Source organism: Tabrizicola sp. (genome assembly GCF_034366665.1).
Classification (GTDB): domain Bacteria; phylum Pseudomonadota; class Alphaproteobacteria; order Rhodobacterales; family Rhodobacteraceae; genus Tabrizicola.
This window is the reverse complement of the sequence record NZ_JAXMMF010000136.1, coordinates 22959-35584: the sequence shown is the minus strand read 5'-3', so window position 1 is coordinate 35584 and position 12626 is coordinate 22959. Positions and strand designations below refer to the sequence as shown.

The following is a 12626-nucleotide window of genomic DNA, read 5'->3' as shown; positions in this document are numbered from 1 at the left end:
GCCGTGGCTTTGCGCAACCGTTGGCGCAGGAAGCGCCTGGGCGACGATCTGCGGGATGAGGTCTATCCGAAGAACATCCTGATGATCGGCCCCACCGGCGTCGGCAAGACCGAGATCTCCCGTCGCCTCGCCAAACTGGCGAAAGCGCCCTTCCTCAAGGTCGAGGCGACGAAGTTCACCGAAGTCGGCTATGTCGGCCGCGACGTGGATTCCATCGTGCGCGATCTTGTCGATGTCGCGATAAACGACACCCGTGCTGCGATGCGCGAAGAGGTGAAAGCCCGCGCCCACAAGGCCGCCGAGGATCGCGTGGTCGAGGCCCTCGCCGGCAAGGACGCCCGTGAACAGACCCGCGAGATGTTCCGCGGCAAGCTGAAGCGCGGTGAGCTTGACGACACGATGATCGAGATCGAGGTCGCCGATGCCGCCCCCGCCATGCCGATGGGCTTTGGGATGCCCGGCATGGAAACCCAGATGCAAGGGTTGCAGGACCTGTTCAAGGCCTTCGGTGGCCGCTCCACCCGCAAGCGGATGACCGTACTGCAAAGCTACGACATCCTGATCGGGCAAGAGGCTGACAAGCTTCTCGACGACGAAGCCGTCCGCGCGGCCGCCTTGGAGGCCGTGCAGGAAAACGGCATCGTCTTCCTGGACGAGATCGACAAGATCTGCGCCCGAAGTGACGCGCGCGGGGCCGATGTCAGTCGCGAAGGCGTCCAGCGCGACCTTCTCCCCTTGATTGAAGGCACGACCGTCAGCACCAAACATGGTCCGGTCAAGACCGACCACATCCTCTTCATCGCCTCTGGCGCCTTCCACATCGCCAAACCCTCAGACCTTCTGCCCGAACTGCAGGGCCGCCTCCCCATCCGCGTCGAACTCGCGCCCCTGACGGAAGAGGATTTCGTCTCCATCCTGACCGAAACCGACAACGCCCTCACGCGCCAGTACACCGCCCTGATGGCGACCGAGGATGTGCAGGTCACCTTCACCCCCGACGGCATCGCCGCCCTCGCCCACATCGCCGCCGAGGTGAACCGTTCCGTCGAAAACATCGGCGCCCGCCGCCTTTACACAGTGATGGAGCGCGTCTTCGAAGAACTCAGCTTCCACGCCCCCGACCGAGGCGGCCAAAAGGTCACCGTGGACGCTGGTTTCGTCGAAACAAACCTCGGCGCGCTGGCCCGGTCCGCCGACATCTCCAGATATGTCCTGTAGGTCGGGGTTCGCCCCGACTCTCTCTCGATCCCGCAGCCCCGGCACGCCGCCCTTGTGATCTCTGTCCAGTTTCTCCGCCCGAGGCAGTGCCGCGTTGCCCCGGGAAACCCCTTTTCATACTGGCCCAAATATCCCCGCCGGAGGCATCCACCAACAAGGCCAGGCGCGCCATCGCAAATTGGGCGCTCCAGCACAGCCACACGCTCCTCTCCCCTCCGTTGGTAGGGGCACGGAGTGGAAGCATCGGCCAGATCAAATTCCTGATGCCCGGTAAACGCCCACGGCCAACCAACGGAAAGGAAACGGCAATCTGGAAATGGTCACCGTGGACACGCCCCCTTCCCCGGCCCGCCCCAACCCGATACTCTCGCCCCAACCCGGGGGACCACAGTGACCGAAGACACCGTCACGCCGATGATGGCGCAGTATCTGGACATCAAGGCCCAGAACCCCGGCGCGCTTCTGTTCTACCGGATGGGCGACTTCTACGAGATGTTCTTCGACGACGCCGTCGCCGCCTCCGCCGCCCTGGACATCGCCCTGACCAAGCGCGGCTTTCACCAGGGCGAACCCATCGCCATGTGCGGCGTCCCGGTCCATTCCGCCGAAGGCTACCTCCTCACCCTGATCCGCAAAGGCTTCCGCGTCGCCATCGCCGAACAGCTGGAGGACCCCGCCGAGGCCAAGAAACGCGGCTACAAGGCGGTCGTCAAACGCGACGTCGTCCGCCTCGTCACCCCCGGCACGCTGACCGAGGACTCGCTCCTCGAAGCCCGCCGCCACAACTTCCTCGCCGCCTATTCGGAAGTCCGCGATCAGGCCGCCCTCGCCTGGGCCGACATCTCGACCGGCGAGTTCCGGGTCATGCCTTCCTCCCTCACCCGCCTTGGCCCCGACCTCGCTCGCATCGCCCCCCGCGAACTCCTCCTCTCCGAGGCTCGCGAAACCGAGATCACGTCAACCCTCGACCCCGGCCTCGCCATCACCCCCCTCTCCCGCGGCAGCTTCGATTCCACCAACGCCGAGCGCCGCCTCTGCGACCTCTTCCGCGTCGCCTCCCTCGACGCCTTCGGAACCTTCGACCGCGCCGAGGTCTCGGCGATGGGCGCCCTCGTCGACTACCTCCACCTCACCCAGCGCGGAAAGATGCCGCTCCTCCGGCCACCCGTCCGAGAACCCGCAGGCGGCACGATGCAGATCGACGCCGCAACTCGCCGCAACCTCGAACTCACCCAGGCCCTGTCAGGTGGCCGCGAAGGCTCGCTCCTTGCCGCCATCGACCGCACCGTCACCGCCGGCGGCGCCCGCCTTCTGGAACGCCGCCTCTCCTCCCCCTCGCTTGACCTCCACATTATCCACGCCCGCCAAGCCGCCCTTGACTACCTCCTGGAATCCCCCACCCTCCGCGACCAACTTCGCGAAGCGCTCCGCCGCGTCCCTGACATCGACCGCGCCCTCTCCCGCCTCGCCCTCGACCGCGACGGCCCCCGCGACATGACCGCCATCCGCGCGGGCCTGGAACAGGCGGGCCGCATCGCCCAACTCCTGACCGACGCCCCGCCCCTTTTGACCGAGGCCGCCCAGGCCCTCACTGGCCACGACCAACTGGTCCAACTCCTGACCCAGGCCCTCGTCGCCGAGCCCCCGCTCCTCACCCGCGACGGCGGCTACATCGCGCCCGGCTACGACCCCGAACTCGACGACACCCGCGCCCTGCGCGACGAAGGCCGCGGCGTCATCGCCCGGATGCAGGCAGAATACGTCGAGGCCACCGGCGTCCAGTCCCTGAAGATCAAGCACAACAACGTGCTGGGCTACTTCATCGAGACCACCACCACCCACGAAGACCGCATGCGCGCCATGCCCGAGCTCTTCATCCACCGCCAGACCACCGCCGGACAGGTCCGCTTCACCACCCTCGCCCTTTCCGACCTCGAAACGAAGATCCTGAACTCCGCCAACCACGCGCTGGAGATCGAAAAGCGTCACTACGCCGCCCTGAAAGCCCAAATCCTCGACCACTCCGCCCCCACCGCGCTGGCCGCCCGGGCTTTGGCCGAGATCGACCTCGCCGCCGCCTTCGCCGATCTCTCCGCCGACGAGGGCTGGTGCAAACCCGAGGTCGACGACAGCCGCGCTTTCCAGATCACCGCGGGCCGCCACCCGGTCGTCGAACGCGCCCTGCGCCGCGACGGCCAGCCCTTCGTCGCCAACGACTGCGCCCTCACCGACAAGAACACCCCCGCCATCTGGCTGCTGACCGGCCCCAACATGGCCGGCAAATCCACGTTCCTTAGACAGAACGCCCTGATTGCCCTCCTGGCCCAGGCTGGCTCCCACGTCCCCGCCACGCAGGCCCGCATCGGCCTCGTCTCCCAGCTTTTCAGCCGGGTGGGGGCCTCCGACGACCTCGCCCGGGGCCGCTCGACCTTCATGGTGGAAATGGTCGAAACCGCCGCCATCCTGAACCAGGCCGACGACCGCGCCTTGGTGATCCTTGACGAGATCGGCCGCGGCACCGCCACTTACGACGGTCTCAGCATCGCCTGGGCCACCCTTGAACACCTGCACGAAGTCAACCGCTCCCGCGCCCTCTTCGCCACGCATTACCACGAGATGACCGCCCTCGCCGGCAAGCTTCCAGGAGTCAAAAACGCCACCGTCACGGTCAAGGAATGGGAAGGCGACGTCATCTTCCTGCACGAGGTCCGCGAAGGCGCCGCAGACCGCAGCTATGGCGTGCAGGTCGCACGGCTGGCGGGCCTGCCGCACACGGTCATCGAACGCGCCAAGGTCGTTCTCGACGCCTTGGAAAAGGGCGACCGCGAGGGCGGCAAGCAAGCCACCCTGATCGACGACCTCCCCCTCTTCCGCGCCGCGCCCGCACCAGCGCCGCCGCCAAAGCAGAAGACCTCAGCGGTGGAGGAGCGGCTGAAGGACATCCACCCGGATGAACTCACCCCGATGGAGGCGCTCAAACTGATCTATGAAATCAAGGGGCTGGCGTAGGGTGGGCGATTCGCCCACCGCCCTTACCCAGCCGTATTCGACGACACCCCGACCTGCGCCGGGCGCAGCAGGCGGTCGAACAGCATGAAGCCCTCGGTCGCCACCTGGATGATCTGCCCGGCCTTGGTCCCCGGCAGAGGCGCCTCGAACATCGCCTGATGCAGCTGCGGATCGAACTGATCCCCCACGGCGGGCGAGATCATCGTGATCCCGTGCTTGGTCATCACATTGGTCAGCTCGCGCAGCGTCAACTCCACGCCCTCGACCAAAGCCGCCGAAGCCGCCCGGCTCTCCTCCGGGATCGCCTGGATCGCGCGGTTCAGGTTGTCGTAGACCGGCAACAGGTCGCGCGCCAAACGCGTCCCGCCATACATCTCGGCCTCTTTCCGGTCCCGCTCGGCCCGCTTGCGGCTGTTCTCGGCATCGGCCAGCACCCGCATGAACTTGTCGCGAAGCTCGTCACGCTCGGCCCGCAGGGCTTCCAGCTCTTCCATCTGGGGATCAAACTCTTCCAGCTCCACCGGCGATCCGGCGGTTTCTTCCTGCGACATGCGCCACATCCTTCTTCAACCCTTGCCGCGGTCCGAAACCAGGCGGCCCACCAGCTGGGCGGTGTAATCGACAATTGGAACGATCCGGCCATAGTTCAGCCGAGTCGGACCGATGACGCCTACCGCGCCGATGATTTTCCGATCAGCGTTCATATAGGGAGAAACCACCAGACTTGAACCGGAAAGTGAAAAAAGCTTGTTCTCCGAACCGATAAAAATGCGCACACCCTCGCCTGCCTCGGTCAGGTTCAGGAATTCGGCGATGTCCCGCTTGCGCTCCAGATCGTCGAAAAGACTGCGGATGCGGTCGATCTCGGATTGATCCGCCGCCTCGCCGATCAGGTTCGACCGGCCGCGCACGATCAGCCGCTCCGACGGCTCCCCGGCGTTCTCCCACAGGGCAAAGCCGCTTTCGACCATCTCGCGCGCCAGCGAATCAATCTCTTGCCGCCGTTTGCCGATTTCCTGGACGATATTCGCCCGCAGTTCCGACAGGGTCCGCCCCTCGGCCAATGCGTTGAGGAAATTCGCCGCCTCGCGCATCGAGGACGGCGTCTGACCCGCAGGTGGCACGAAGACCCGGTTCTCCACCTGCCCATCGGCAAAGACCAGCACCACCAGCGCCCGGTCGGCTGCCAGACTGACGAACTCGATATGCCGGATCGCCGCTTCCCGCTTCGGGGCCAGCACCACGCTTGCCCCCCGCGTGATCACAGACAAGGCCGCCCCGACCTCGTCCAGCAGGGTCGCCACGTCCTGATCGTTCGAGCCCGTGGTAGCGTCGATCTTCTCCTGATCCTCGGGCGCGACCTGGCCGACTTCCAGCAGGCTGTCTACGAACATCCGAAGCCCCATCTGCGTCGGTATCCGCCCGGCCGAGATATGCGGGCTGTCCAGCAACCCCAGATATTCCAAATCCTGCATGACATTCCGCACCGTCGCCGCCGAGACCTTTTCCGACAACGTCCGCGTCAGCGTGCGTGAGCCGACTGGCTCCCCAGACGTCAGATAGCCTTCGACAACGCGGCGAAAAACCTCGCGTGTCCGGTCGTTCATGTCGCTGAGGATGGGTTGCGCGCTTGTCATGGGTTCAGCAATCGGCCTTGCATCCGGTGCCTGTGGTTGCATATGTGGCCGCATTCCAGCGAAAGGTCCAGCAATGCGCCCGTCAGGCAGAAAACTAAGCGATCTACGGGCGGTTTCAATCGAAACCAACGTGATGCGGCACGCCGAAGGCTCTTGCCTGATCAAGATGGGCGACACGCATGTCCTGTGCTCGGCCACGATCGAGGACAAGGCGCCCCCGTTCCTGAAGAACACCGGCCAAGGCTGGGTGACCGCGGAATACGGCATGCTGCCCCGCGCCACCAACTCGCGCACCCGGCGTGAGGCTGCGGCGGGCAAGCAATCCGGCCGGACGCAAGAGATTCAACGCCTTATCGGTCGGTCCCTCCGCGCAGGCGTCGACCGGCAGGCTTTGGGCGAACGTCAGATCGTCGTCGACTGCGACGTGATCCAGGCCGACGGCGGCACGCGCTGCGCCTCGATCACCGGCGGCTGGGTTGCGTTGCGGCTTGCCGTGAACAAGCTGCTGACCTCGGGCGTGATCACGTCCGACCCAATGCTGGACCATGTGTCCGCCGTGTCCTGTGGCATCTATGCCGGTCAGCCGGTGCTGGACCTCGACTACCCCGAGGATTCGGCGGCTGGCACTGACGGCAACTTCGTGATGACCGGCGCTGGCAAGCTGATCGAGGTCCAGATGTCCGCCGAGGGCTCTGCCTTCAGCCAGGACGAACTGCTGCAACTCCTCGACCTCGCCCGCCAGGGCAACGCGGCTTTGGTCGCCGCCCAGAAAGCGGCGCTGGGGCTGTAAATGCTGCAGCGCGGGGATCGCCTTCTTGTCGCCACCCACAACCGTGGCAAGCTGGAAGAGATCGCCGATCTCCTCGCCCCCTTCGACGTGACGGTCGTGGGGGCCGGAGACCTCGGCCTCCCCGAGCCCGAAGAGACCGAGACCACCTTCGTCGGCAACGCCCGCCTCAAGGCCCATGCCGCCGCGAAAGCCTCCGGCCTTGTGGCGCTGGCCGACGATTCCGGCCTCGCCGTCGATGCCTTGGGCGGCGCACCGGGAGTCTTCACCGCCGACTGGGCCACCACTGCCAAAGGCCGCGACTTCGCCGTAGGCATGGAGCGTGTCTGGCGCGAGCTGGAGGCCGCACACGCCCCCGAACCCCGCACCGCTCAATTCTGCTGCACCCTCGTCCTTGCGTCACCCGGCGGCCAAGACCTTGTCTTCGAAGGCAAATCCCCCGGCCGCCTCGTCTGGCCCGGTCGCGGCGAACAAGGCCACGGCTTCGACCCGATCTTCCTGCCCGACGGCTATGCCCAGACCTTCGGCGAGATGGACCGCTGGGAAAAGAACCGCCTCTCCCACCGTGCCGACGCTTTCCAGAAACTCGTCGCCGCCCTGTTCCCCTGATGGAAGACTGGAAACACGCGGGCTTTGGCCTGTATATACACTGGCCCTTCTGCCAGTCGAAATGCCCCTACTGCGACTTCAACAGCCACGTTGCCACGCGCATCGACCAATCCCGCTGGCTTCAAGCATTCCAATCCGAAATCGACCGCATCGGCGCGCTGACCCAGGGCCGCGTCCTCAACACCATCTTCTTCGGCGGCGGCACCCCTTCGTTGATGGAGCCCGCCACCGTCCAGGGCATCCTCGACCGCGTCCGCGCCACCTGGACGCTTGCCAACGACATCGAGATCACACTCGAAGCCAACCCCGGCAGCGTCGAGGCCGCCCGGTTTGAGGCCTACGCCAAGGCAGGCGTCAACCGCGTTTCCCTTGGGATTCAATCGCTTGACCCCGAAGACCTCCGCCGTCTCGGCCGGATGCACACAGTGGACGAGGCCGCAAAGGCCATCGCCATCGCCCAATCGACCTTCGACCGAGTGTCCATCGACCTGATCTACGCCCGCCAGAACCAGCCCCTCGCCGCCTGGCGCGACGAACTGAACCGCGCGCTCGACTTTGGCACCAGCCACCTCTCGCTTTACCAACTGACCATCGAAGACGGCACGGTCTTCGGCCAGATGCACGCCAAGAACCTCCTGAAGGGCCTGCCCGAGGAAGACCTGTCCGCCGACATGTTCGAATTGACGCAAGAGATCACCCGCAACGCCGGCCTCCCCGCTTACGAGGTGTCGAATCATGCCCGCCCCGGAGACGAATCACGCCACAACCTGATCTACTGGCGCATGGGCGACTACGCGGGGATCGGCCCCGGCGCTCACGGTCGCCTGACTCTCGACTCAGCCCGGTTCGCGACCGAGGCGGAACGGCAGCCGACCCCCTGGCTTAACCAAACTCTATCCCTCCCCGGAAGCGCCGAGGCGACGGACCGGCTGTCAGCCGAGGATCGCGCCTCGGAATACCTGATGTTCGCGCTGCGCCTGAAAGAGGGTGCTTCCCTCAGCCGATTTGCCGCTTTGGCCGGTGCGCCGCTGTCTGCCGCCGCGCTGTCCGAGGTGACTGCTCTGGGCTTCCTTCACCAGGACGGCGACCGCATCCACACGACCGAAACCGGCGTCATGATGCTGAACGGCATCTTGCGGGCGCTGCTGGCAAACCGGCAAAGCGCTGGCTGATCAATCTTCATCTGGTAGTTGCGACAGAATCCGGCACAACCTGTCGAGATCTTCAAGCGAAGTGTAGCGGATCGTCAGCTCTCCACTTTCCCCACCCGCGGAATGGTCGATGCGCACCGGCAGCTTCAGGTTTGCCGCCAGATCCGCCTCCAACGCCCGGGTATCCGCGTCCTTTTCTGGCACAATCCGGGCCTTCGACGTCGGCGCCTTCGCGCTTTCCTGCGCCTTCACCAGACGCTCGGTTTCCCGAACCGACAGCCCCTTGGCAACGATCTGCGCTGCCAATTCAGCCGCTTTCGGGCTGCCGATCAGCGCCCGGGCGTGACCAGCCGACAGCGCGCCGTCGCGCACCATGTCCTGCACCTCGGTGGGCAAAGTCAGCAACCGCAGCAGGTTCGCCACGTGGCTGCGGCTTCGGCTAAGCGCTTCGGCCAGCTTCTCTTGGGTATGCCCGAATCGGGTCATCAACTGCCGGAACCCCAGCGCCTCTTCGATGGCATTCAGGTCCGCCCGCTGAATGTTTTCGATGATCGCGATCTCCAGGACCTCGGTATCGTTCAAGTCGCGCACGACAACGGGAACTTCGTGCAGTTGCGCGAGTTGCGCAGCACGCCACCGACGCTCACCGGCGACGATTTCATAAGTGTCCCGCCCGGGTTTCCGCCGCACGATCAGGGGCTGGATCACACCCTTCTGCCGAATCGAATCGGCGAGACTGTCCAGGTCCTCCTTGCGGAAATCCATCCGGGGTTGCTGGGGATTCGGCTCAAGCTTGTCAACGGGCACATGCAGCTCGGCCTTCCGCGGCACCGCCATCTGTTCGGGGCCCGCCAGATGCACATCGGCCATCAACGCCGAAAGTCCACGGCCCAGACCGCGCTTCTCGTTCTTGCTGGTCATGCTCAGGCCTCTGATACTTCTGGAGTTTTGCGGCGGTCCGCGATTTCTTTCGCCAAGGCCCGATAGGCTTCGGCGCCTTTGGAGCCAGGATCGTAGGTCAGCACCGGCAGCGCATAGGACGGCGCTTCGCTGATTCGCACGTTCCGGGGAATCGTCGTCTTCATGACCAGGTCACCCATGTTGGCCCTGGCATCGGCTTCAACCTGCGCCGTCAACCTGTTGCGGCGATCATGCATCGTCAACACAACACCTTCGATGCGCAGCTCGGGGTTTGCCGAACGCCGCACGTCTCGGATTGTCAGCATCAACTGCGAAAGCCCCTCCAGCGCAAAGAACTCACATTGCAGAGGCACAAGCACGGAATGCGCCGCCACAAGCGCGTTCACTGTCAGCAGGCTCAAGGCCGGCGGGCAATCGATCAGGATATAGTCGAAGCCGTATCCGTCCATCTCTGGCCGCCGAAGCGCATCGTGCAGCAAGTAGCTGCGCCGTTCGTTCGATACGATGTCCAGGTCAGTCGAGGACAAATCAGCGTTGGCGGGGATGATCATGATATCTGGAATATTGGTTTCCATCACAACATCCAGTAGGCCCACGCCGTCGACAATCAAGTCATAGCTGGTCTTCTTGCGTGCATCCGGTCTGACGCCAAGCCCAGTGGATGAGTTTCCCTGCGGATCGATGTCCACCAGCAGGACTTTCTTGCCAAGCTCGGCAAGCCCCGCTGCCAAGTTGATGGCGGTCGTTGTCTTGCCGACGCCGCCCTTCTGGTTGGCTAAAGCAAGGATGTACGGGCGGTCAGACATGGTGATGAATGTTCCTGATCACAAGAAGTGCAGCGTCGCCTTCGGACAGGCTTGGCCGCGTGTCAACGTCGAAGTCCCAGGCTTTGCGCGCGTGCAAGATTTCGTCCTGATACCGCGCGCCTTTTGGGAAGATCGCAATACCGTCCGGTCGCAAATGGGCTTTCGCAAACGCGAGAAGGTCGGAAAGCGGTGCAAGTGCGCGGGCTGACAGGACATCGGCGCTCAAGGGTGCCAGTGATTCGATGCGTTCGCTTCGGACCGTCACGTGCAACGCCAGCGCGACAGCGGCTTGCCGAAGGAATGTTGCTTTGCGCAAATCGGATTCAACAAGAGTGACGTGAAGCTTTGGTTGAAGCTGTTTGGCAAGAAGGGCGACGACAAGACCGGGGAAGCCACCGCCAGAGCCAAAATCTGCCCAAGACACAGCAGTGGACGGGCACACAGCAAAAACCTGCGCAGAATCCGCGATGTGCCGGTCCCATAGGTCCGGCATCGAGTTCTTGCTGACAAGGTTGATCGCTGGATTCCAGCGCCGCACAAGCGCTTCGAACGCGCGTAGAGCCTCGAATGTTTCACGTGAAACATTCACTCCACCGACAGAGAGCTCCGTTGCAGCAGTCATCCGGCCAGCTTTTCCCCGGGCTTGCGCAAGTGTGCAAGAACAAGCAGCAGCGCTGCAGGCGTGACGCCTTCAATGCGCGACGCCTGCAGAATCGAATCGGGCCGAGCGCGCAGGAGCTTCTGTTTCAACTCGTTCGAGAGGCCGGAAATGCGGCTGTAGTCGAAGCCCTCTGGAATGCGCTGGGTCTCCTGCCGGCGCAGATCGGCCACTTCCTTCGACTGTCGATCCGCATACTGGTCGTAGGTGGAGTCGATCTGTAGCTGCTCTAGGACGTCACGTCCCAACATCTGGTAGGCTGGAAAGGCCTTCTCCATCACATCAAGCGCGACTCCAGGAAGTGAGAGGACATCGTAGGCCGACCGCTTCGCGCCATCCTTGCTGACAGCAATCCCGACTTCGTTCAGCGCTTTGGGACCCATCATCACGCTGGACAGGGTCGCCCTTCCCGTTTCAAGCGACTCAAGCTTTTCAAGGAACGCGGCACGGCGCGCCTCGGAGATACAGCCAAGGTCGATACCGATGGGCGTCAACCGGCGGTCCGCATTGTCGGCGCGCACCGTCAGCCGGAACTCGGCCCGCGAGGTGAACATGCGGTACGGCTCGGTCACGCCCCGCGAGGTCAGGTCGTCGATCATGACCCCGATGTAGCTGTCCGTGCGACTGAACTCGACAGGCGCATGTCCACTAGATGCTGCGGCTGCGTTCAACCCAGCTACGATCCCTTGCGCGCCCGCTTCCTCATATCCCGTTGTGCCGTTGATCTGGCCGGCAAAATACAGCCCCTGGACAGCACGGGTTTCCAGCGTCCTGTGCAGCCCGCGCGGGTCGAAGAAGTCGTATTCGATGGCATAACCCGGCTGCAGGATGATGGTCTCCTCCAGGCCCGGGATCGTCCGGATATAGGCGTGCTGAACCTCTTCCGGCAGCGAGGTCGAAAGGCCGTTCGGGTAGACCGTGTGGTCGTCCAGGCCCTCCGGCTCCAGGAACACCTGGTGCGAGGTCTTGTCGGCAAAACGCACGACCTTGTCCTCGATCGAGGGGCAGTAGCGCGGCCCGACGCCCTCGATATGTCCCCCATACATAGCGGACCGACCCAGGTTGTCCCGCACGATCTGGTGCGTCGCCTCGGACGTATGCGTGATCCCGCACGAAATCTGACGTGCTTCCGGAACCCGGTTCAGGAAGGAAAACACCGACGGGACGTCATCCCCTGGCTGGCTTTCCAGCCGCGCCCAGTCGATCGTCCGGCCATCCAGCCGCGGCGGAGTGCCCGTTTTCAATCGCCCCACCGGCAGTGCCAGGTCCGCCAGTTGCGACGCCAGCAGTCGGGAGGGCAGGTCGCCCATCCGTCCCCCGGACATCCGTTGGTCGCCGATATGGATAACCCCGTTCAGGAACGTTCCGGCAGTCAAGACCACCCGGCCGGACGACAGCTCTGCCCCCGAAGCGAGCACGACCCCCGCAACAGCCCCAGAAGCCAGACGAAGCCCGGAAACTTCGCCCTCAATCACATCCAGCCCCGGCGTCGCCAGCAGTTCGGCTCGCATCGCTTCACGATAGAGGCGCCGGTCGATTTGCGCGCGCGGGCCCTGCACAGCGGGCCCCTTCCGGCGGTTCAAGAGACGAAACTGAATCCCGGCGCGGTCGGCCATCCGACCCATCAAGCCGTCCAAAGCGTCAATCTCACGCACAAGGTGCCCTTTGCCCAGACCACCAATCGCCGGGTTGCAGGACATCGCGCCCAGAGTTTCCACGCGCAGCGTCACCAAAGCCGTCGACACACCCATCCGGGCTGCAGCCGCAGCAGCCTCAGCGCCCGCGTGGCCGCCGCCGATCACGATGACGTCGTAATGTTTCACGTGAAAC

General features: G+C 64.4%; 11 protein-coding genes. 5 read left to right on the top strand and 6 right to left on the bottom strand.

Annotated features, from left to right (window positions below; all coding sequences use genetic code 11):
• A partial coding sequence (gene hslU, locus U1E69_RS19670) for an ATP-dependent protease ATPase subunit HslU (protein ID WP_322246118.1) occupies positions 1–1218 on the top strand: 1218 nt, incomplete at its 5' end.
• A 390-nt stretch (positions 1219–1608) separates the two neighbouring features.
• A complete protein-coding gene (gene mutS / locus U1E69_RS19665) occupies positions 1609–4227 on the top strand; it encodes a DNA mismatch repair protein MutS (protein WP_322246117.1) in 2619 nt (872 codons plus the stop codon).
• 23 nt (positions 4228–4250) lie between these two features.
• Here the strand turns inward: mutS and U1E69_RS19660 are convergent, their stop codons facing one another.
• Together U1E69_RS19660 and hrcA are read right to left on the bottom strand one after the other, a co-directional pair.
• Complete coding sequence (locus U1E69_RS19660) at positions 4251–4778, bottom strand: nucleotide exchange factor GrpE (RefSeq protein WP_322246116.1); 528 nt, start codon at positions 4776–4778, stop codon at positions 4251–4253.
• A gap of 15 nt (positions 4779–4793) precedes the next feature.
• On the bottom strand, positions 4794–5834 hold the full coding sequence (hrcA, locus tag U1E69_RS19655) for a heat-inducible transcriptional repressor HrcA (RefSeq protein ID WP_322246115.1): 1041 nt from the start codon (positions 5832–5834) through the stop codon (positions 4794–4796).
• A 103-nt stretch (positions 5835–5937) separates the two neighbouring features.
• Between hrcA and rph the strand changes: the two genes are divergently transcribed.
• The 3 genes from rph to hemW are packed head-to-tail and all read left to right on the top strand — an operon-like array spanning position 5938 to position 8432.
• The gene (rph, locus tag U1E69_RS19650) at positions 5938–6654 is read left to right on the top strand and encodes a ribonuclease PH (RefSeq protein WP_322246114.1); all 717 of its coding nucleotides are present in this window, start codon (positions 5938–5940) and stop codon (positions 6652–6654) included.
• Entirely contained in the window at positions 6655–7260 is a 606-nt protein-coding gene (gene rdgB, locus U1E69_RS19645; protein ID WP_322246113.1) for an RdgB/HAM1 family non-canonical purine NTP pyrophosphatase, read from the top strand.
• Positions 7260–8432: a radical SAM family heme chaperone HemW gene (hemW, locus tag U1E69_RS19640; RefSeq protein WP_322246112.1), complete on the top strand. Its 1173-nt coding sequence runs from the start codon at positions 7260–7262 to the stop codon at positions 8430–8432. Before rdgB ends, hemW begins: the two co-directional genes overlap by 1 nt.
• Here the strand turns inward: hemW and U1E69_RS19635 are convergent, their stop codons facing one another.
• The 4 genes from U1E69_RS19635 to mnmG are packed head-to-tail and all read right to left on the bottom strand — an operon-like array spanning position 8433 to position 12619.
• Positions 8433–9332, bottom strand: a complete 900-nt coding sequence (locus U1E69_RS19635; RefSeq protein WP_322246111.1) for a ParB/RepB/Spo0J family partition protein — start codon at positions 9330–9332, stop codon at positions 8433–8435. It lies immediately after the preceding gene.
• A 2-nt stretch (positions 9333–9334) separates the two neighbouring features.
• Entirely contained in the window at positions 9335–10138 is an 804-nt protein-coding gene (locus U1E69_RS19630) for a ParA family protein (RefSeq protein ID WP_322246110.1), read from the bottom strand.
• The gene (gene rsmG / locus U1E69_RS19625) at positions 10131–10760 is read right to left on the bottom strand and encodes a 16S rRNA (guanine(527)-N(7))-methyltransferase RsmG (protein WP_322246109.1); all 630 of its coding nucleotides are present in this window, start codon (positions 10758–10760) and stop codon (positions 10131–10133) included. The genes U1E69_RS19630 and rsmG overlap by 8 nt, the downstream gene beginning before the upstream one ends.
• On the bottom strand, positions 10757–12619 hold the full coding sequence (gene mnmG, locus U1E69_RS19620) for a tRNA uridine-5-carboxymethylaminomethyl(34) synthesis enzyme MnmG (protein ID WP_322246108.1): 1863 nt from the start codon (positions 12617–12619) through the stop codon (positions 10757–10759). The genes rsmG and mnmG overlap by 4 nt, the downstream gene beginning before the upstream one ends.
• Positions 12620–12626: the final 7 nt, after the last annotated feature.

Excerpts from the sequence above, each read along its gene's own strand:
- rph (WP_322246114.1), top strand. The coding sequence starts at position 5,938 with ATGCGCCCGTCAGGCAGAAAACTAAGCGATCTACGGGCGGTTTCAATC.
- U1E69_RS19635 (WP_322246111.1), bottom strand. The coding sequence starts at position 9,332 with ATGACCAGCAAGAACGAGAAGCGCGGTCTGGGCCGTGGACTTTCGGCG.
- hrcA (WP_322246115.1), bottom strand. The coding sequence starts at position 5,834 with ATGAACGACCGGACACGCGAGGTTTTTCGCCGCGTTGTCGAAGGCTAT.
- rsmG (WP_322246109.1), bottom strand. The coding sequence starts at position 10,760 with ATGACTGCTGCAACGGAGCTCTCTGTCGGTGGAGTGAATGTTTCACGT.
- hemW (WP_322246112.1), top strand. The coding sequence starts at position 7,260 with ATGGAAGACTGGAAACACGCGGGCTTTGGCCTGTATATACACTGGCCC.
- U1E69_RS19660 (WP_322246116.1), bottom strand. The coding sequence starts at position 4,778 with ATGTCGCAGGAAGAAACCGCCGGATCGCCGGTGGAGCTGGAAGAGTTT.
- rdgB (WP_322246113.1), top strand. The coding sequence starts at position 6,655 with ATGCTGCAGCGCGGGGATCGCCTTCTTGTCGCCACCCACAACCGTGGC.
- U1E69_RS19630 (WP_322246110.1), bottom strand. The coding sequence starts at position 10,138 with ATGTCTGACCGCCCGTACATCCTTGCTTTAGCCAACCAGAAGGGCGGC.